This window comes from Paenibacillus sp. FSL k6-2145, assembly GCF_037976585.1.
Taxonomy (GTDB): Bacteria; Bacillota; Bacilli; order Paenibacillales; family Paenibacillaceae; genus Paenibacillus.
In genome coordinates, this window is sequence record NZ_CP150267.1 from 3230200 (window position 1) to 3251839 (window position 21640).

Annotated in this window: 17 protein-coding genes; 11 read left to right on the forward strand and 6 right to left on the reverse strand. The window is 35.6% G+C overall.

From position 1 onward, the window contains the following. The first annotated feature begins 44 nt into the window (after positions 1 to 44). From dptF to NZ043_RS14280, 5 genes are all read left to right on the forward strand, one after another. On the forward strand, positions 45 to 1826 hold the full coding sequence (dptF, locus tag NZ043_RS14260; protein WP_165980346.1) for a DNA phosphorothioation-dependent restriction protein DptF: 1782 nt from the start codon (positions 45 to 47) through the stop codon (positions 1824 to 1826). A gap of 4 nt (positions 1827 to 1830) precedes the next feature. Next, complete coding sequence (gene dptG / locus NZ043_RS14265) at positions 1831 to 3219, forward strand: DNA phosphorothioation-dependent restriction protein DptG (RefSeq protein ID WP_165980347.1); 1389 nt, start codon at positions 1831 to 1833, stop codon at positions 3217 to 3219. Further along, entirely contained in the window at positions 3200 to 8407 is a 5208-nt protein-coding gene (gene dptH / locus NZ043_RS14270; RefSeq protein WP_206105808.1) for a DNA phosphorothioation-dependent restriction protein DptH, read from the forward strand. The genes dptG and dptH overlap by 20 nt, the downstream gene beginning before the upstream one ends. 67 nt (positions 8408 to 8474) lie before the next feature. After that, a complete protein-coding gene (locus NZ043_RS14275; RefSeq protein ID WP_133386541.1) occupies positions 8475 to 9764 on the forward strand; it encodes a DGQHR domain-containing protein in 1290 nt (429 codons plus the stop codon). 29 nt (positions 9765 to 9793) lie between these two features. Then, positions 9794 to 11077: a hypothetical protein gene (locus NZ043_RS14280; RefSeq protein ID WP_133386542.1), complete on the forward strand. Its 1284-nt coding sequence runs from the start codon at positions 9794 to 9796 to the stop codon at positions 11075 to 11077. 36 nt (positions 11078 to 11113) lie between these two features. Here NZ043_RS14280 and NZ043_RS14285 read toward each other — a convergent pair whose 3' ends face one another. The 6 genes from NZ043_RS14285 to NZ043_RS14310 form a co-directional block, all read right to left on the reverse strand. Next, positions 11114 to 12247, reverse strand: coding sequence for a cysteine desulfurase family protein (locus NZ043_RS14285; RefSeq protein ID WP_133386832.1), 1134 nt, complete (start codon positions 12245 to 12247; stop codon positions 11114 to 11116). A 17-nt stretch (positions 12248 to 12264) separates the two neighbouring features. Further along, positions 12265 to 12633, reverse strand: a complete 369-nt coding sequence (gene dndE / locus NZ043_RS14290) for a DNA sulfur modification protein DndE (RefSeq protein WP_133386543.1) — start codon at positions 12631 to 12633, stop codon at positions 12265 to 12267. Positions 12634 to 12635: 2 nt separating this feature from the next. Beyond that, on the reverse strand, positions 12636 to 14636 hold the full coding sequence (gene dndD / locus NZ043_RS14295; protein WP_133386544.1) for a DNA sulfur modification protein DndD: 2001 nt from the start codon (positions 14634 to 14636) through the stop codon (positions 12636 to 12638). 17 nt (positions 14637 to 14653) lie between these two features. Then, complete coding sequence (gene dndC / locus NZ043_RS14300) at positions 14654 to 16156, reverse strand: DNA phosphorothioation system sulfurtransferase DndC (protein ID WP_127547359.1); 1503 nt, start codon at positions 16154 to 16156, stop codon at positions 14654 to 14656. Further along, positions 16149 to 17243 (reverse strand): DNA sulfur modification protein DndB, encoded by a 1095-nt coding sequence (gene dndB, locus NZ043_RS14305; protein ID WP_339312348.1) that lies wholly within the window; start codon positions 17241 to 17243, stop codon positions 16149 to 16151. The genes dndC and dndB overlap by 8 nt, the downstream gene beginning before the upstream one ends. Before the next feature lie 194 nt (positions 17244 to 17437). After that, entirely contained in the window at positions 17438 to 17785 is a 348-nt protein-coding gene (locus NZ043_RS14310) for a helix-turn-helix transcriptional regulator (protein ID WP_133386546.1), read from the reverse strand. A gap of 192 nt (positions 17786 to 17977) precedes the next feature. Between NZ043_RS14310 and NZ043_RS14315 the strand changes: the two genes are divergently transcribed. From NZ043_RS14315 to NZ043_RS14340, 6 genes are all read left to right on the forward strand, one after another. Beyond that, positions 17978 to 18403, forward strand: coding sequence for a hypothetical protein (locus NZ043_RS14315; protein WP_133386547.1), 426 nt, complete (start codon positions 17978 to 17980; stop codon positions 18401 to 18403). A 349-nt stretch (positions 18404 to 18752) separates the two neighbouring features. Next, positions 18753 to 19172 (forward strand): EndoU domain-containing protein, encoded by a 420-nt coding sequence (locus NZ043_RS14320; protein WP_133386833.1) that lies wholly within the window; start codon positions 18753 to 18755, stop codon positions 19170 to 19172. 12 nt (positions 19173 to 19184) lie between these two features. After that, the gene (locus tag NZ043_RS14325) at positions 19185 to 19496 is read left to right on the forward strand and encodes a hypothetical protein (protein ID WP_133386548.1); all 312 of its coding nucleotides are present in this window, start codon (positions 19185 to 19187) and stop codon (positions 19494 to 19496) included. A 202-nt stretch (positions 19497 to 19698) separates the two neighbouring features. Then, the gene (locus NZ043_RS14330) at positions 19699 to 20346 is read left to right on the forward strand and encodes a hypothetical protein (RefSeq protein WP_133386549.1); all 648 of its coding nucleotides are present in this window, start codon (positions 19699 to 19701) and stop codon (positions 20344 to 20346) included. Positions 20347 to 20563: 217 nt separating this feature from the next. Continuing rightward, a complete protein-coding gene (locus NZ043_RS14335; RefSeq protein ID WP_339312353.1) occupies positions 20564 to 21034 on the forward strand; it encodes a hypothetical protein in 471 nt (156 codons plus the stop codon). A gap of 39 nt (positions 21035 to 21073) precedes the next feature. After that, entirely contained in the window at positions 21074 to 21571 is a 498-nt protein-coding gene (locus tag NZ043_RS14340) for a hypothetical protein (protein WP_240768249.1), read from the forward strand. The last annotated feature ends 69 nt before the right edge of the window (positions 21572 to 21640 follow it).

Genomic DNA, 21640 nt, shown 5'->3' on the forward strand with positions numbered 1-21640 from the left:
CTTTTTTTGTGGAGATTTATAAAATGTGTTTTGGAGGATGGGGCATGTCTACAAATACTCATTTCATTGATGTTCTTAAGCGCTGTAAGCAGTCTTCGAAGGAAGCTGTAGAGAATCTTGAGGGATTCAGTGAATTTAAAAAATATATGCATGTTCAAAGACCAGTAGAAAAGGAACTAGAAAACTATATTTTAGAAGCCAATCAAACAAATGAACCACAGTTAATATTGGTGTGTGGCGGAGTGGGCGATGGTAAATCACATATCTTATCTTACTTAAAAGATAAGTATGATTTTTTAGCTGATCCAGAACGATTTTATTTACATAATGATGCAACGGAGAGTTTCTCTCCTCGGAAAACTTCAATTGAAACGTTGGCCAAGGTACTAAAGCCGTTTTCAGATCAAGAGATTGGAACGGGTCCGAATATAACCATTGTTTTAGCCATTAATCTGGGCGCTCTGAATAACTTTATTGATGCAGAGGAAGGAAAGGAGTTCACTCGGCTTAAAGAATTTGTACATGCAAAGAGGATTATGGAGTCTGTGATTACAGAGGAAGTGTCTCAGGATGATCACATTTTCAAATATGTGAATTTCAGTGATTATCACATGTATGAGCTAACGGAACAAGGTCCTCGTTCTAGTTACATTAGAGGGATTTTACAAAGAATTACTCAGGATACAGAACAGAATCCGTTCTATAGGGCTTATCTAAGAGAGAAGGCTGAACATCCCGAGGTTGTTTTTAAAAATCCTATTATTCAAAATTATGAGTTATTACAATATGAGGATATCCAAGACAAAATTATTGATTTATTGATTCAAGCGATGGTAAAAGAAAAGCTTATTATTTCGACTCGGGCTCTGCTGGACTTTATATACAATATAATTGTTCCCTCCTCAATGGATAATATAGATCATGAGAAGTTAATGGAATTAATCAAACATCAGGATTTTCAATCTTATACGTCATGTCTACTTCCTTTTCAGCTATTTGATCGTGAAGATGCATCTGCTATACATCAAGCCATAAATCATATCAATCCAACACAATATCGTACTGAGTTACTTGATCAGCATTTGATAGATTTTAAATCTAGAAAAGACGGCGCATATTTGTTTAGCCTATATATTGACGTTAATAGGGCACCGTATTTTGCAAAATCTCTTGTTCCACACTCCCCGTGGAAAGAAGAAGACAAAAAGAGTATTCCTTTCAGAAATGAGTTAGTTAAGTTATTTGTATACTTATACTATTTAGTTCCGAAAGAAAAACACGACTCATTTAAGGATCAGGTCTATGATCAATACATGAATTACTTATTTCATTGGAATAGAAGATCTTGGAATATGCTATCCAAGCTCTATAGAGAAGACGTTCGTGATGCAATATATAAATGGAATGGTGAGGGACATGGCGGACTTATATATGTTCAAATTGGACAACCACAGACGCATTATTACGCTTTACAGAAGCTCGAAATCGAACCAGCGCTTGAACGAGTCGAATCTAGAGTAGAAGAGATATTAATGAAATTTCTGCCAATGTTAACGATTGCTTTCAGACCCAAAGGCGGAACTCCGGTCGAAATCGATATTGATTTCTCACTATATTCCTTGTTGATTCGAATCAAGAACGGTTATCGACCGAATAAGAAAGACAAGTTCCAATATATCAAGTTTGTTGAATTCATAGATCAGTTGAGTAGTAAAGGAAACGACAAAAATGAGCTTATTTTTGAAAGTAAAAAGTTCGGCAAGTCCCAGCGTTATAGACTAACTTACGATGAGTTATTCGACCAATATTCATATACGGAGATGTGAAAATATGGAGTATAAGTTGGATTTAGAAACTATTAAGGACAAGTTCAAATTTGATTCTTCCATTAGGCATAACCCCAAAATTCCTGTTGAACTCTTACCTTACAACACAAAATTTAAAGATATGCAATTCAACCTTAAGGAAGTTGTAGGCGAGTTTTTGCGTCTGGTTGGGCAAAAGAGAATGTCCTCAGAAGCGAACCCCGATCAACTAGTCGAAGATGTACTAAAATCCATTGAGTTCAAAGATATAAATCAAAAAAATGAATTCAAGCAGATGATTAAAACTTTATTCATTGACGAAAACAATCAACTATTTTTATTCCATCCTCAGACACTTTATTATATCAATACAGTTGAGAACGAGAACAGAAAGTTGGCTGAGTTTCTTTATGCGGTTTTATGGAATGAAAAAGCTGCATGGGAAATCAGTAAAGAAGAACATCAGACGGATGATTTGATGAGTTCGTTAATATTCAAAGCTTTACCAGAGTTGAAAAGTGAGGAGGCACAATCCCGAAAGTTTGCTGTGTTATTACCAGAAATCTCTGAATTATTTGCTGTAGATTTTGAATGGCTTTCTACGAAACAGGATTTATTCACTCAACAATTTGAGAAACTTCTATCTTACTATTATTTTTTCTATATGACTCAAATGTCTCGTAGAAATGAAACTCTGTTTGCCAAATACGAGAAGAGTATAGTGCCCATTTATTTTACATTTGAAGAAGAAGAAAGACTATCGAAAACCAGAGTTAGTTACGAATACGGATGGAAAAACATTGAGCGATCGATTAATCGTATGTTTACTCATGTGAATTTTCTGAAAATGCTTAATATTTCAGTTGAAGGAGTAGGGAAGTTACTTTCCTATCAAGAGATCTCCGAAATACTTCGTTCAGGTACATATGAAGAAATCCTTGCGATCGAAGAAGATGTAGATAAGTTGAGTGAACAATATCGTGAGGGTCTATCCGATGTAAAGTGGAGTCAAATGAACTTAAATCCTGAAACTTATGACCTGCCTGTATTAAATAAATTATCTACTTTATTTCAAATGATTGATTACCAGTTTAATAATTCATTTCGTTCCAAACCGTATAACGAATATAAGACGTGGTTTACTCATTTTTGTCAGAGAACATTCCTCAAATCTAGGGGGAGATCTGGTAAGATGTTAATTCTGGATACAGATTATTTATTATTCTTTACTAAAGTTATCATTAAAGATGAGCCTAAAATCAGATTGAAGAAACTATTTGAACAATTCGAAGTGAGAGGAATTATTTATGATAGAGATACTCAAATTTCCATCATTGAGTATTTTGAAAAGTTGAATTTGCTAGAGAAAAAAAGTGATAGTGGGGATGCTATTTATGTCAAAGCATTTTTATAGTTATCTTGCTCATCTCGTAGATCGTTTTTTGAGCGAGGTCAATATTCAGGCAGGAGAAAAATATCATATTCAATTTGAACGTGAAGAACAAGTCGTAAATCTAGTAAATCAAATTAAGGACATTAATCGAGTTAGTCCGTTCTCAATGTCAACTGAGGATGGATTCTATCAATCGCACACTTTAAATTATGATCAAACCAAGGTATTAATCGCATCAAATATTGAGGAGATCACGCCAGACTTTCTTACAACATTACGGAATAAAGTTGGCACACATGAAGATCCTTTTAAAGATTTGGCTATGCTTTTAATCCACAATTCAAACTTAGATAGTTTGGTTCAGGGAATGACTTCGTTTGCAAAAGAAGGTATGCCTTTTCATATTGATTCAATTGAAAAAGATTTGCAAGAAATGATGAAGCAATCGAATCTATCCTCAGAAGAGAAGCAAATTCTTAACTTCTCGATTGAGTCCATGAAAGCTCAACAGGGACTTCATGAGAGAGTAAACTTATTTGACTACGAGAATATACTTACTGTGCTAAACAATGAAAAATTGAATAAGCATGAATATAGAAACTTTGGAATTTTTTATGATGCAGAGCTTTTCAATACTCCTAGAACTCCTAAGGAAATTAAAGAAAGACTAAAGGAAAACCATTCGTTATATAGTGACGTTGAAATAGCCCATCAATATGGTTCTGCTGAGGTCAGCCTGGAGCGGCATTTTGATGATCAGGGGATCAAGGTTTTATCCGAGTCTGAAACGTGGCAGGATGTTGATTTTGGTTCGGTACGAAGATCGAATCAGAAAAAATTAGAAGGAAAAGGTTTGGAGTATGTAGAGGCTGGTAAGAAGTTGACTTTGGAAGGGTTAGAGTATTGGGAGAGAGCCGATGGCGAGACCAAGAGTAAGCAACGTAAACGAAACATTATCGTATTCAATCCTGATCAAAAAGAACATATCTCATTAGAGTTTACATTTAATGATTTTATCAAAAATCAGTATATCAATGAAACTAAAATTAAACAGCCAATACAGGTGGAACAAGCAGGTAAGAAGATCCGCGTACACTTAAAACATGAAGTTGGACAGACTACATTTTATGGTGTGAAATACAAGACAGAGGTGTCTCCAGCCTATGAATTTAGAATTACAGTGGTTGAGACACAGTCCAAGCTTCTTCAGACGATACAAACGTCTTATGCCATTACGTTATCAAAATCCAAGGGTTCGTATCTTTTAATTAATTCAGATGCGGAACATTGGTTTTTCAATAAGGATGCTTCAGAAATCACCAAAGTTAATTTAACAGAATCGCACAGCACATTTGACATTACTGAGGAACAGGAATTAGTTGTTTCTCGCAATGATGAAAATAATAGTGATGAAGAAATGATTTATTTTAACATCCAGCTTCCTCATACAAGTATTCCATTTGCTGTGCAGGATTTAGTTGAACGACCTGTTCCTATTGGTGGTTTTAGCGTGTGGAAGCTGAAACGTGAAAAGCAAGAGCACTTTACCTATCGCATAGAGAATGAAAAGATGAAGATCGTGCAAGGAACGAGGGAGACTTTTGCTCAAGGAGAATTCAAACGTAATTTAGAGAGGGAACGCAAACTCTTAGAAACCAATCATTTGTTTTTTCTCGAAGATAACTTAGGAGAGATTGTTCCGCAAGCTATTTCAGTTTCTGAACCGTTAAAAGAGGCATATTGCGATTTATTACGATACTTTAGAACTAACGATTTACTCCCAAGTTTAGCCTATTTCGATGAAGATTATACTGTGCTAGCCCGTAACTATATAGATGTGTATTTACAGGAGCTTGAACAATTACAAAACGGTCAGTCATTAAACCAGACCCAAAGAGATCTTGTTTTAGTTGGAACGATTCAGAAAAATCATATAAACCCAGAATGGCTATTTACACCATTACATCCTCTACATTTGGCTTACCAATTGCAATTAAATCAATTGGTTGGTGACGAGTCAATCAATGATGAGCTGTTGCATTCCATGAGACCTACGAATCTATTGCCGTATGTTAATTTCACTTCCAAACTGTATAAGGCAATTGAGATGAGTGATTCGTATGAGTGGGCTTCTTACATGGATCAAAGTTTACCAAGATTCGAGTCATCCAAAACCTTTGTGAATAAATTGGTTCAAGAAAAAATTGAAGAATTTACTGGTCATTTCGGATATCTTTTTGAATTAGATCGTCGAGCCCCGCTTAAAATTAATACGATTAATATGGGAGACTGTCAGGAAATCCTTCAAGGTCTTTTTGAATACTACAAGAAGCAACTTAAAGATAACTTGGAAAAAGGGAACCTACTCCCTATTGAAATTCACATCTATGCTGAAAAAGGAATCAACAATGTTTTTGAGGAGATGTCACAATATACAGATGCAGAAGAGATTGCCAAACAGTTCAATCTCAAATTGGAATTGGATGGATATCACGCAGAAGAATTGTTAAATGTTTTCCGAGACAAAGTGAAGTTTTATTCTAAAAATGTGGATACGGATCGTTACGAGTACAGTCATGTTACTTTCTATCAGATGAATAAAATCGAGCAGATTGCTACAAGCAATGCTTCGGAGATTATTACGGGAGTTTCATTATTCGGACTTGTTTCAGGTATTCCTTCTGTATTCATCAACGAAGATTACAAAACGGGATTCGGAACGAGATATTATCCGACACAAGAAGCTCCACTATTGAAAATGGTACCGAAATTAAATTCTTTACTGAGAGTTGCCCGAACTCTTGATAATTACCAAGAGGATATTAATATTGTTACTGCGATCTCTGCAGATCATAAACAGCAACTAGATCAAGTCTACGATTCAGCCCATTGGGTTACTTTTATTGAGCCAAAAGTAGACCTGAGTTTTTTCAAGAATAGTGATGCTAAAAAAGAGTTGCTTGTTATTCATTACAGTGATCAATATACATCCTCTAGTGGTTTTGACGCGATCACTGTTACCAGAAGATCTAAACAATATCAGCGTTTAATTAAAGAATTCCTTGGACATCAGAGGCTGTACGTAGACGATCATGTGTTGCCTCCAATTATCAATTTCTTTAATGCGATTAATGGGAATTGGCTGCTTCGTCTTTTGGCTCAGAAGAACTATTTTCCAAAGGAAAAAATCAGTATTCTTTCTGCGGTAAAACTATCCCTTGCTGCATATGCACACAGCAATATTATATGGATTCCAATCTCGATGGAAGAAATTCTTAGAATTTCAGGTGGGACTGGCCTAAGACAATCTGAAGGTTTATTTTCTGCTAAAAAATTGGGTAGATTCGGTTCTTATAGTGATGATCTGTTATTGATTGGTGTAGAACCTTCTGACCAAGAGATGTTTGTTCACTTTTACCCCATTGAGGTCAAAATAGGATATAACGGGGCTAACGTGCAAGATAAAGCGATAAAACAAGTAAAAGAAACCAAGCAGCTATTAATGGAGTTCTTAACAGGCGATGAGAAGAATTTTCAAGCTGTACTATATCGTAATTTCTTTATTCAGCTAGCGATTGCAAGTGCGGAGAAAATGAAGCTCTATTCAGTGTGGCCTGAACAATCATGGAGTCAAATTACGGACCATGATGTTCGCGAACGTCTTCTTAATGATAAGTATACGATTGTAGATACGTTAGATCAGTATATTGGTCAAGGTGCAGTAATCTCATTTAAGAAGGATGTCGTATTTACCGATATCAAAATGAACGATAATGTGATGGTCTATGACTATCCTGAACAGAGTGGATATGAATTCATACTCAAAAGTGTTGAAGAGATGAAGGAATATATACAGAGTAATCAAGGGGATTTGTCCCCTGAGCAATTGCTGAGTAATTTATATGATTCTTCTAAAAAGTCTGGAATGACTCAGGTTACTGACCATGTGTTACTTGCTGCTGAAACTCGTGAGCATTATGAAACAGGACTTGGTGAAGTAGCAGCTACCACGCACTTAGCTGATGATCAACCAGTTGAGTTACATCATAGTTCTTTGAATCATCAAGAACCGATGAAGCCGCTTGAAGTTTTGTTTGGACATAATGCAACTTCGAATGAAGAGGTTAAATGGTTCCCTACTTCAACGGATAAGATTATGCACACCAATACAGGAATCATTGGAACGATGGGAACGGGGAAAACACAATTCACGAAATCATTGATTACGCAGTTAAGTCGTAATAGCTATGATAACGTGAATCAAACTCCCATAGGTATTTTGATTTTTGACTATAAAGGTGATTATATCAAGCCTGATTTTACTGAAAAAACAAATGCTAAGGTATATAATCTATATCATTTGCCGTTTAATCCCTTATCTTTGTATATGGCAGAACCAATAAAACCTTTATTACCCCTTCATACAAGTAACTCTCTTACAGACACAATTGTAAGGTCTTTCAATCTTGGACAAGTTCAAGCAATTACATTGAAGGATTTAATGATGGAAGCATACGCCAATAAAGGCATTATTAAAGGGGATTCTACGACTTGGGATTTACCTGCTCCAACGATGAGTGATATATACGAACTTTATGCTGGTAAAGAAAACTCTAAAATTGATTCTCTGTATGCGGCACTTAAAGAGTTATATGAAACTGAAGTGTTTGAAACGGATTCCTCCAAAACCATTTCGTTGTTCGATATGATTGATGGGATCACAGTAATTAATCTGTCTGGATACAGCGAGAGTATTCAAAACCTTGTAGTATCCATTACACTCGATGTTTTCTATAACCAAATGCAAATGTTTGGGCACAGTGCAATAGAAGGGGCTTATCGTGAAATTACACGAATGATCTTGGTTGATGAGGCGGATAATTTCCTCAGTAAAGACTTTACTTCGATTAAGAAGATTTTAAAAGAAGGAAGAGAGTATGGTGTTGGCACAATCTTATCTACGCAGTTCTTGAGCCATTTCTCAACTTCTGATAATGACTATGCGAATTACATTTTGACATGGATTGTGCATAATGTGTCTGAAATGTCTGCTAAGGAAATTCGAATGGTGTTTAGCACGCAGAGTAAGTCAGAAGAGGATAACATAATGAGCAGGATTAAATCGTTGCAAAAACATTATAGTATCGTGAAGGCTGGTTCGGGACAACCGATTTGGATGCGGGATAAGGCATTTTGGGAATTGTCGTAGGATAGGGGATAGATAAAATTATTAATAGATATGAGTAGTTCCCATCAAATTGTCAGAGAGGGTCTATATGTCAAACAAAAGTAATAAAATAACAGCGGTTGTATATAGTTGGAATACAAAGAATTGTTATAGTGGGTTCATGTCTTACAACGATGTTAAAAGATATGTTAACTTAGTAAAAGATCAATCTATGAATAGATTAATTAATGATGCTAGTGTTGATTTAATAATAAAATATATGAAAGAAGAAGGGGATGGAATATTTTTTCCTCCAGTAATAATGAATAGTTCAGGTAAGCTGAAATACGATCACACAACATATAAATTGCTAATTGAGCAGTCAAGCTTAACGATTATTGATGGGCAACATAGAATAAAAGCTATTAATGAGATACTTGAAGATCCAGATAGCATGAATGATTTTGATAAAATAAAAATTCCTTTTCTAATCATTGAGGAACTTAGTCCTGAGCTTCATAGGAAATTATTTCATACAATTAATGATAAGAGTACCAAAGTACAAAATAATGTTTCAGATAGATTCTCTACAACTACAAGTAACTTGATAGGGTTAAGATACGTTTCTGAACATTTAGAAAATAAAGATATGATTGAATGGGAGGGAAAGCAGTCAAAGGAGAAAATTGTATATTCACACATGTTAAATTGTATAGAAAAAATTGAAGATTTCCTAGAAGAAAAATTTAAAGACGCTCTAGAGGAGATAGATCCCATTACAGTAGAAGATAAAGAATACTACTATAAAGATGCAGGTTATTATGGGGTTTTTGTTGCATTTTGGGATTATATATTTAACAAGATCAGATCCAACCCACACGATATAAGTTTTTATGTAAAGGAAGTTGTATTGAGTAATATTGCAAAGCATATGCTTGCTGAATTAGAAGATTCAGTGATGGGGGATTGGAGTTTTACTAATTTGATCGAAAAAATGTGTGAAATATTAGATAACTTACTTCCCGATACTCTAATATTTGATTATGTATTCAGAGTTAATAAATCAGTAGACTGTAGTGAATCGATCAAAGATTACTTAAAATGCAATAAAAATCTAAATGAACAAAATATCAGCTTGAACAATAAACAATTGATTAACAAGTTATTATCTAAAATCATCCATAAAAGTTTTTTGAATAATAACGGTTATTTCTCGTTAGAAAAGGGCTCTATAGAGGAATTCTCCAATTACCTAAAAGTAGTTGATGAAAGTATAAGCGGGTATCAGGAATCCGGATTAAATCAGAGAGACATGGTTAACTTGCTTAAAGAAATTTCAGTAGAATCAACAGGTAATGACTCTCTAGAACAAGCAGCTACAACGCTCGAAGTTAATTAAAATACCCATAAGAATATGGAGTGATGAATTTGGAACAACACTACACTCAGTTTATACTTCAATTTCAAGGTAACTATGGTACTGAAACTTTGAAAGAAATCCTCAAGGAATTTATTGATATCGACTACCATATAAACTTGATCGAAGAACATATTTTTTTTGTGGTATACGATAAGATGAAAATTCCAAAAAATTTTGAGAAGAATAAGAAAAAAATTATAGAGATTCTAGGCAGGATAGATGGACTTTATCTAACAATACTCTACGATTCTCAAACTGCTAAACATTTACAAAAAATATCTTCTTCTATTTATGAACTGGAAAGGAATTTTCGGAATTTAATTGAAATTAAGATGCTCCGAAAAGTAGGGACATCTTGGAGTAGTAAATATCTAACATCCAACGATAGCACCTTTGATAGAAAAACAGGAAGAAAGGACGAAGTTTTTAAATATCTCGCTAATCCCTTAGATGACTATAATTTCAAAAATTTAGGGGGGTTTGTTAAAGAGAATATTGGGAAAAATAAGAATGAAATATTTGAAAGGTTAGAGATTTTAGATAATAAGATTGAAGAATTCAGGAATAAAAAAAGTAATATAGATTTTTCAGAAATAACTGATAAGATAATTGAAGAAATTGATGAGTTAAAAAAATCAATATATAGTAATTCTAATTTATTCTCTGAAGACATTTATTCACATATTAAGCCAGACTTAGTTCAAGAATGGAACCGAATATATGATTTCAGAAATTATTGGGCCCATAATATTTTTCTCATGACCGAAACCGAATACAGTGAATATGAAAGATTAAGACTTAGGATTAATAAAAAAATATTAGTCGAACTGACCATAGATTCGCTTCTTGGAATGGAAAGAATAAAGGATTTTGATAATGGAACTGGAATTCGATTTACAGTTAGTAAATACGAGAATGAAGTAGTTCATTGTGAGATAAAAATAAAGTTTAAAGTAAAAGAAAAAAATTTATATGTTTCTAAATTGGAGGCAGATTATACTGACATCCATAAATTTTACAGTACTCTTTTTCAGTATAAAAGAGAATTTATAGAGAGTATAAATACTATTTATTCTAAAAATCCCTATTTGTTTAATGCACTGTTTGATAACACGGAAATGAGTTCTTGGTTAGAAGAAATTACAGAGGATATTCTTCAACAAATAATAGAAAATTTGAAACAGAATGGATTCAATGTCAAAACCGAAAATGAATCTGGAGAAGGTTTGGTTTTCATTAATGAAGATCACCATAACTATCTAAAAGCGATCTTATCCCCTGGAAATAATTAGACTTTTCCCCATCCTATAAGATGGGGAAAAGTTAATTCATTTTAATTCTCTGAACAGATCCAGTTCTTCTTTACTTAAATCAGCACTTAATGTGATTCTAATCGTCTGTCTTACCTCTTCCAGTGACTTTCCAGCTGCGCTCAAAACATGGCTTGGTTTACTGGAGCTACAAGCTGATCCAGTGGATAGAGCCATGAAGCTGGAAAGTTTTTTGAGCAACAACTCATTGTTTACACCTATGAATTGAAGGCTGATTAGTCCTGGAATTTTATCTTTTTCATCACTATTGAAAGTGATCTTATCTCCAATATTTTCCTTGAGTAGATCGACGAGATATTTCTCCAATTGAGCAAGACGTGTGGCATTGTTCTCTACATTCTGCGATGCTAGCTCAGCTGCTTTACCTAGTCCAACTATGTTGTGGACAGCTAGTGTTCCGCTTCGATAGTTGTTTTCCTGTCCTCCCCCGTGAAGAAGAGGGGTTAAGCGAGTAAAAATCTCTTTAGATTGTTTTCGTATAATGGCGGCTCCGATACCTTTTGGGCCGCCTATTTTATGTGCTGACATGGAAAGAAAGCGAATTCCTCTGTGCTTCCGCAAATCAACAGGTATTTTACCTATAACCTGAGTTGCATCAGTATGGAAGAATAGACCATTGGTTGTGAAGAAATCGGAAAGTTCATCAATGGGATTTAGTGATCCAGTCTCATTATTCCCCCACATAAACGAAGTAAGAATAGGGGGGATTTGGTCAACTGTTTCTTTGACATTTTCAATATTCACTCTTGCATAATTATCGACATCAAGCAACTTCGTTTTGTACCCGCGTTCACCCAGAAACTCTACTGTTTCGAGTACAGAAGGATGCTCAGCGGCAGAAGTTAATATATATTTTGAAGAGTTATTTTTATGACTGTAATAATCAGCTACACCCTTAATAATCATATTGTTACTTTCAGTAGCTCCACTTGTGAATACAACCTCGTCTGAGTCACATCCTAATAGTTGGGCAACTTGATCTCTAGCGGTAGCCACAGCTTTTTTAGCATTCTCAGCAAGGGAATAAAATTTGCTTGAAGGATTTCCATATTCCTCTTGAAGATAAGGGAGCATTACTTCCAATACTTCAGGATGGATTTTTGTTGTAGCACTATTATCCAGATACAACATATTGATCACTACTTTCGTTAGAATAACAAATTACGAATGAATTTTTCGTAATTCCCCGCGCTTTTATACTCTGAAGCCAAGGCTCGGATTCCACGTTCCAAGTGAGCACTGAAATAAGAAGGAAAGAATTCCTCATCTGTTAATTCACGACCTGCGGCCTGTGTAATCATTGCACGAAAGGCATAGTCATACTCTCCGGTAACGGTGCTACGGTTCAACACTAATCCGTCTGTGAAATCTTTAGTAATAGGCACAATCTGGGTAGTGTTTCTTAAAGATAGAGCAACAGCATAACGGATTAGAATATTAGGCGTGATTCCGGTGGAAGCATGTAGTTGCGTGAGAATCTCTTTAGCATATTTTGATGTTTTTAAAGTGAAATTCATAACTACTGTACCGCCTCTCTTATGATATCAAAGTAGCGGTCTTTTACTATTACTGCACTTTCTTGAGACGCATCGTATTCTAAGGTGTAACAGCGTGTTGTAATTTCTTCAATCACAGGAAACTGTTCCGACGTTATTTCAGAATCAGTTGTAAACATAAGGACTTGTTCTCCACAACGCGGAATAAAATGTTGAATAAGTGACTTTTTGTGGTCTTGGTCCAATCTTCCCATGAGAGTATCGAATACAAAAGGTAGCTTCCAGCCGGATACTCTAAACATCGCCAATATTACAGTGAGCATGAGCATTTCTTTTTCGCCAGCAGATAAGCGTTCTTTTGAAATTTCTTGATTTACTAAGTTATATAGTTTTAATTCGAAAGAAGTGTGGTCTATATGAATTCGTTTTATGAAATCTTTCTTACGGAAGAGTACGTCAATCATACGCACAGTTTCATTAGCAACGTCATCAAGTTTTTTACGCCATTGCCGTTCTCTGAAACGTTGACTAACTGTAAGTAATTTCTCTGTCATTTCATATGACTTTTCTGATTTATGGTACTCTCTAATCTTTTCTTCTACTTTATCTTTTTGAGAGAGTTTAGCATGTAAGCTTTCTGAATGATTTTGAATTTCAGATCCAAGTTGCTCAATTAACATTTTCTGCTGTTCAACATGTTTTGTTTTTTGCTCTATTCGTTCAAGAAGTTCTTTAAACTCACTGGCCTGATCATTTGTTTCTAATTGAGTCCTTAATTCTTGAGATTCTTTTAACAATATAGCATTTTCATCAAAACGGTTAACATAATCGGTGATATTAAGGCCTTCAAGTTGTTTATTTAAATTATGAATTTCGCTACGTTGTTCAAACGATGCACGATGTATTAATTCCGTTTGATTCGGTTTAATTAAATTCAGGATACCTTCAAAAATAGCCTTCATTTCAAAGTTATCAATCTCTTTGTACTTTCCCAGAGTACTAGTAAGAAGAGAAGTTAATTTATCTTGTTTAAGCGTGTTCGCAGCATATTCATATGACTCATATTGTTTTTCAGCATTTAACTGATAATCAACTTGTTGGAGCTGTTTCCTCGCTATAAAGAAGGGAAGAAGAGATGAGACGAAATGCCGTACATGTTCTGAATTCGTTTTGCGTTTGTTCTCAATGACGTTTATTCTAGAAACAATTTCTTGTCTTTTTTCCTGAAGTAAGCCACCGTGAATTTCGAAATCCTTTTTATCTTGTTTAATAGCATCATTCAGATTGTTTATCTCTTCTTCATGGAGCACTGTAAGCTGTTGTTTTTCGTCGATTGTTGCTTTGAGTTGATTAATCTCCATCTCGAGTTTTTCATACTGAGCAACTTCTTCTGCTGCACTGGCATTTTGCTGAGCATATTGTATTCGGTATGTGTTCAGATCCTTTTCCAAATTTACGAATAGATCCAGATTAAATAGAATCTTACCTGACTCTTTCAAGTACTCTGGAATTTTTTCTTCAGAAACAATACGCGAAATATCCTCACCATCAAAAAGGCAAAGTTCAAATAATTTTGGAGGCATTTCTTCACGTAATCGACTCTGGAAATCAGAAGTTTGTTGAGCAGATAAGAATTGATTATCACGTTTAACTGCAAAACTCTCACGAATACGATCATTTTTTATTCGCCAGCTTCTTACTAATGAATATTCATGTAATTCGAAATCCTCAGTGGAACTGTAATCAAGAGTAATCTGAAATGCGTCAGTCACATTCTCATTAATTGCTTTACGATTCAGTAATGTTCTAATTTTACGATAATAGGGTTCATTCTCAGTAACAAAACCATATGCCATAGAGCCAAATAAAACGATTCTTAAAGATTCTAGTATTGTCGTTTTACCAGCACCATTTTTCCCACCAAGTAGTATTACGTTACGGTTAGCCGTTGTACGGAAATCAAATTTATTGAGCTCTCCATGGTAAGCACCTATATTTCGGAGAGCCAGTTTTTGAATGTGCATTGATTATTTATCCACCTTTATAAATGTAAGAAATCTTGTCTGAGTGTTTTATCAAATGCCTGGAATAGTCCTCTTCTTACTTTTACACCGGAGTATTCTTTCTCAACAGATATTAATTCTTTAAGAAGATTAAGGTTGACTCCTTCTTCTTGACAAAGAGATTCAAGATCGGTAACTTGGTCTTCTTTGAATACAGGACGATCATTTTGATGCCAATCGTAAACTATACCTGTTTCTTCTTCGACGATCAGAGGAAGTCGATCTTCCCACTGTAGGTCGTCATGCCAATATTTCCGAATTGCCTTAAGCTCTTCAAATGTGATTAATTCAACGTTAGGGTCATGCATTTGGCGAATTTCTTCTTGAGTTTGTAATAATTTTCGAAGAATTTCTTCCCGAGCTTTCATTGTGAAAGGACCGACGCCAAAACGTTTAGGAAGAGCATCTGGATTCTCATCATCAACGATTAAAATATCCAATTCCTCCACAGAAGCAAGGTTAATTTTATTTTCTTCAATATAATGCTTCATTTCAGATTTGTAGATTCTCGGATGACTCAAATCATCAGGATCTATTCCGCCTAAATTTGTTGTCAGATAGACTTCGCCATTCATACGATGTTTTTGTCTTTTCGTACGGTCTTCACGTATTTGAACAAGGAAATTTCTAAAATCATATAATGGACGTAACCAATCTACACCGTTATTAATAAATCCGCTCAACGCCTTATCTTCATTAACAACTGTACATGTCCAACACCCAAAACGACTGTTTCCACAAGAACCTGCACTTTCTTTTATCTCTTTGTCTACTACGAGAGGGCATTCACTACTTGAATCTTGATAGAGCTGAAGCAGTTCATTATTATCATCGCCCCATGGTGACTCATACTGCAATAAAAATTCCCATACATCATCAAGAGTGTAGGAGCGAATCGGAGCAAAAACAAATGCGTTTCGAAGTGTAGAGTGACGCATTAAATTTGAACCTTCTATAGTATGAGATTGCATTACTCCTGCTCTTGTTGAACTTTCGGAATCTCGAACTCCTAGTAACATAACCACTTCACCAAACTGATCTACTTTATCAAGAATGAAACGGTTAGCAGGCTCGATTTTCAAACGATCCGTACACCATCTGAACTTTTGACGTGGAGTAGGATAACCTTTTCCAATAATAGAGGCCCAAAAGGTTTGTTCAACTTTTGGACGTACCTTGTGTGTTTCAATAGGCAAACCTACAGCGAGTGCTTTATTTTGTATTCGTCCAAGAGTTCGCGTGATTTTGTCTATAATTAAAGGAGTTTCTACCTGAGTATCTGATGAAATGACGTACACTTTTTTCTTCAAAAGAGAAGGTTCAAGCTCGGATAAGGCTTGAAAGACTAGCTGTACAACTGCCGTTGAGTCTTTTCCCCCACTGAAACCTACGACCCAAGGCTTCTCATCTGCTAAATAGACTTCTTTGACTAGTTCTTTGGCTTCAACGAACTTGCTTCCAGTATTAAATATGTTAAACATCAGTAGATGTACCTTCTTTTATTTTATTTTCAATTTTCTGCTCGGCTTCTGTTAAGGGGAGCCCTAGTTTAAATTTTATGAGATTTGCAGTCAATTGAATGGTCTCATTTGTCTTGTTAATACGTCCGGTTTGTCCATAAGCACGGCCTAACCAATCCGCTTTATTATCGCGACTCCAGTCGATTTTGGAGAGTTCTTTTACGTACAACTCCCATTGATCTGCATGATAACGATAAAGATAGTGGCCGACTATACCAATAGCTTCGAGAAATACACCATGCGCTACAACCGAACCAATACGAAGATCTCTTGGCGAGGTTCGCTTATTGAGTACATCTTGCCATTCCAATATAGAAACACAAAGAAGAGCCCAGAACTCAGACACAAATTTTTTCTCGGGTTCTGAGATTAACTCACCTTTACGCTTGCCTAACAGTTTACAGATCGTATTGAAAATGTGATTCAGAGCAAACAATTTAGGAGAATTTTTGGACAACGATACTTTCTCACGATCCGTATACCGCTCCAATAAAGGAATTTCATTAATTAAACTTTTAGTGATCAAAGATAGTTGATCACGGTGATCGTATAGAATTCCGATTGAAGATGTGGTATTCACTGCATGACGATTCAAATCCGAAAACATTTGTTGAGAGCGCAGAAGTCCAAGGTCATGAAAGAATACTACGGATATCGTTTCGTCGCCAAGTTCAGGAGAAATTTTGAGAGCTTCTTCAATAGCTGCGCGTCTATGTTGACCGTCATTAATGAGAAATTGAGCATCTAAAGAAATATTCAAATAACCAAGATCTTTAAACTCTTCCGATTGTGGCTGGAAAATTAGCTCGCCGTTTACTGATGCAGTTAACGAAGAGAAAATATAATCTTTAGGATTCTCAAGAATATAGTTCGTAATATCCGGAATTCTTGATTTATTCATTAAACGTTGTGCACGGTGGTCGGCCGGAATTTCCTCCTCATCAAAAAGAAATATCCTGGGTATTAATTTCAATGGGCACATTACTGTATAAAAATCTCTTCCAGCTTGAACCCCGCGAATCGCTGGAAAACTATAACTAAAGTTCATAGGCATCCCCCTGTCTTACGTACGTAATAACGTAGAATGTATATTGATTTTATCGTAAGACGAACAAATGTTCAATGTCTAAATTACATAATAAAGTAAATATAGTACGCAATTACGTGAATAAAAGATGAAGGAATAATGAAAATAACGAGGTAACATTCCGGTCGTGTAGGATCGGTATGCTCCTCGTTATTTTAGTTTTTATCATAAGTATCGAAGATTTCAGTAATTATATTAAGCACCATTAAAATGTGCTTAGGTTCATGGGTTCTTAAAAGAGAAATGATCTTAGTAATATTGGCATCATCATGCGAGAGATCTTCACGCTCCTTAACGTATGTAAACAATTCATATACACCGACATCTAAAGCGGCAGCAATCTTTTCAAGATTTTTTAAAGATATATTTCGTTCTGCTCGTTCAATAAAGCCAATGTAACTTGGATTAAACCCCGCATTTTCAGCTAATGCTTCTTGAGACAGATCTCTAGACTTTCTTAGATCTCTTATTCTCGCGCCCACTAATTCTAAAAGTTCGGACATATGAACACCTCTCTTTAATTAGAAGTGTAGAGAAAGATTCATCGTTAATTAACCAATAGATAATAAGTTGTTTGTGTTTAAAACTACTATGTAGTAATATTTTGTTTGTATCTTGCCCAAAAGTTAAAAAAACATACAGAGTGTTTGAATGTAATGTGGATTCTAAACTAATATGTTGAGGAGTTGATAACCTTGTATCACGCTTACTCCTACAAGAATTGGCAGAATGATGAATTTGAATATCAACGACTTTCCCAGTATCATCTCAAACTTGCGGCCATCATGTGTAATCATAATCAGTTCAAAGCCTGCCTGATTCTGTGCGATTGGGCTCTGGTCTCCATGATCAAGGCATTATATATCCATAAGTATCATTCAGCGCATCCACCCAAGGAACTCACCATGAACGAAATCTTACCTTTAGTGCATACGGACACTGAACCCGGGTTGGATATCGCTTTGTTCATCGGTACGATGCAACATATGTCATCTTTAGAGGAACGCCAAGAGGATCAATATTTAGACCTTGATAACATCGGAAAGCTTCTTCAACGAACGGAAGACATATTGGAGGAGTTAGCCACTCGATTGAATGATAATTCAACAAAGTTTTTCTGATAAAAGGCGTGCCATGATGATCTGGAGGTTCTTTTCACAGGAATGGGACTGGAGGATTATAAGTACTGAAAAGTATTCATTTGAAGAAAGGGAAAATCAGGATAATGGGTGGATGCATTTGCAAACAAACTTCTGCTAACATTGTAAAATCATAATTCTAACGGCGGAGAATACTATGAGTACAATTAAAGTGACACCAGAGCAACTGCTGCATGTATCCAGACAGATTTAGCAGGGCAGGCAGTAGTTGACCTGACTGCACGGATTGGATTTATCCAGTCTCAGTGGGCGGGAGCAACGCAGTAGGGGTTATAACGTTCCGAAAGAAGGATTAGGATTTCCAAAAGGTATGATTGGTGCAAGATTTTCAGTAAGCAATGAAAGAACTAACCATGCTTCACTTGGGGATTTCAATTCTAAAAATAGATTGATCAATGGCGGTCACGGTCAAGATAATATTAATTACTTACTTAAAAATAAGATCGCATTTAACATTACTAAAGAATATGAAAACGGTGTACGGGTTGGTAATATACCTAATCACAAAAATAAAGCAAAGCGAAGTGGAGAGGGCCAAGCTTGGTTCCCTAAGGAGTGGACATCGGAAGATATCAAAAAATCAGGTGAGCATGTAGCAAATCTGCCTGAGAATAGAGTTAAGGGTGACGGTGAATGGATGTTTGGAAACTATAATAACGTTAGAGTAGGAGTGATCAAGAACGATGGACAGATCGGAACGATTACTCCAGATAACTCAAGACAACCGTGAGGAGAGCGAACCATGGTAGACTACAGTGAAAAAGTTATCTCATTAGTAAAGAAGAGAAAAGATTTACATCCCGACGATCCAGCTATTCAAACGATATGGAATGAGATGGTTGACATTCTAAAACAGAATGAGCAGAGCGCCATATCATTTCTAAATCAATGCGGAGAAGAAGATTTATATTGGCTTAGTGAGATATTTGAAGATCTATCTTCTGAATTCCAAAGTAGGGCATTTATAGATTGTCTTCTTCAATTGCAAAAGAAGTATCCTGATCTGGATATGGAGCAGGATATAGAATATGCCATTCAATCCATTGAGGAATAATGCGAAAAAATAAGCCTATTTCAACTCATATACGGAGTAGTCATGGGCTATTTTTATCTCCTCAATCCAATCGACTACTTTACAAAATCAACCCGTCCCTTCAGTTGAAAGTATTCATGCCCAAGAAGCTTAGGGCAGACGAACATGATTTGTTTTGGATCATAGATATAGATGGTGACTTTAACATAATTGGAGTGAGCTGATGAGAGTTCAGCTTAAAGATACATTAGCATTACATACCAATTTATCATCTGATCAAAAATATATCGTATTTGAGATAGAGTCTGCTCCTTCAGGAGATACGTATTACAGGATTGAAAATGATGCTAAGCGGGTTGTTCCTTATGATTCGTCACTATTTAATGTAGTTTCGGATGAGCTAAATGGTGACTGGACTATCTTAGATAAGCCTAATCAATCATCAGCCAGATTGCCAAGAGAGATTGCTTACATGACATTTTGGGAAGAGTTTTACAATGATGAACCCAAGGCTCTACGGGCGTTTAATCAAGCTAAGGCTAGATTATATCTTGAAGAGTTAGAGGATATCGAAATCAAAGATATTCTGGAGAGTAACAACGAGGAAGAGATTTACTTTGTCTTAAATACGTTAATCAGGACGAAGTTTGATACGTTTACGAACGACATGATCCAGGTTGCCAAAAAGAGGCTGGAAGAAAATCGTTATTCACAGGACGACATGTTATTGGCAGCATTCCAATATTTGAGTTTGTTTAAAGAAGAACATATCAATGAATTCTTTGTATACTACTTGACCAACATAGAACTTGGAAATGATGAATTAACAGAGATCGTGAGTAATTACTTTGCATCATCACAGATATGGTGAGTGGATGGGGCAAACCTTAGAAAATATCATCTTTGATTTTAAGAAGAAACAACTTTCTGAGATGGTTACTTTTTCATATGTAACAGGAAATTTCTTTATTGATGATCATGATGGAGAATACAACTGTGCTGGCAGGTATGCAAGAATAAGATTCTTGAAAGTAACCAGGAAAACATAGCTTTCAACAAATGAACAAATGGACTCTCAAGTGGGTGGCATGGTGTCAAAAAGTATTTATATGAAGAACAAAGAAGAGGTCCTTACACCGGAACTTATGGCGTATACCTTGGCCAAATTAGGTTCGTATGAATGGAATAGAACAGAGATGTATAATCTGAATCGGATATATGAGAAACCTGCGGGTTTTTATTTTAGATTCCACAACGCTGATCAGCTTTACGAGCAATTAAAGCATTGTATTCAGCACTTTAAGGGAAACCTTGAGTGGATGATCTATGTAAGTCCTTTAACCAAAAATCAAAATTATGTCATTGAGCCAGCGGATGTGCACCGTGCTAAACAAACTGAGGCATATCAGGTGAATTTGGAACTTGAGGAAGTGCTTCAAGATTCATATAAAGAGATCTGTGAGCAAGCGATTCAAGACATTCCATTGTTATGTAATCATATTGAGCAATGGTTTGGGTTGGAACATAAGCAACTACATCCGCCTACAATACCGAATTGATGTGATATGAAGAATTACCTGATGTTAGAGGGGGGTACTGTGGAAAGTTTAGAAATCATTTTAATTGATTTTAACAAAAATAATCTGGATCAATTCATTAAAAATGATTTGAACATTCAGGTGGATCGGATCAAAAGTTCTCACTTTTATGATAACCGTAGTGAAAACGATATTGAATTTCAGCAAATAGAGAGCCTTGAAGAGATTCTTTCTCCTAAGGGAACGGGGAATATATTATTGTCTCAGCTTAACCTGGGCCATACCTTTAACGACGTGATGATTGTATTTTCATTTGATGAGGAATCTGGAGATATTGTAATTAATTTTCCTGAAGAGGAATTGTTCAGCCGAGAAACTTCAGAGACAACGTTAAAAGCTCAGAAGTTAATAGAGTATATTCTTGATATTAAGAACAAGTATGCAATTGAGAAGGTTAGAATCGGTTATGAACCAGCTATGGATGATGACACTTGCTTGATCGAGATTGATAAAGAAATGATGGATACGAATGTTATTGTCTCGAAAATGTTGGCTTAGAATCCTTCTGAACCAGATTTTGATGCAGAACAATTAGACATTAATAATGGCAGAAAGCCCATTTCAACT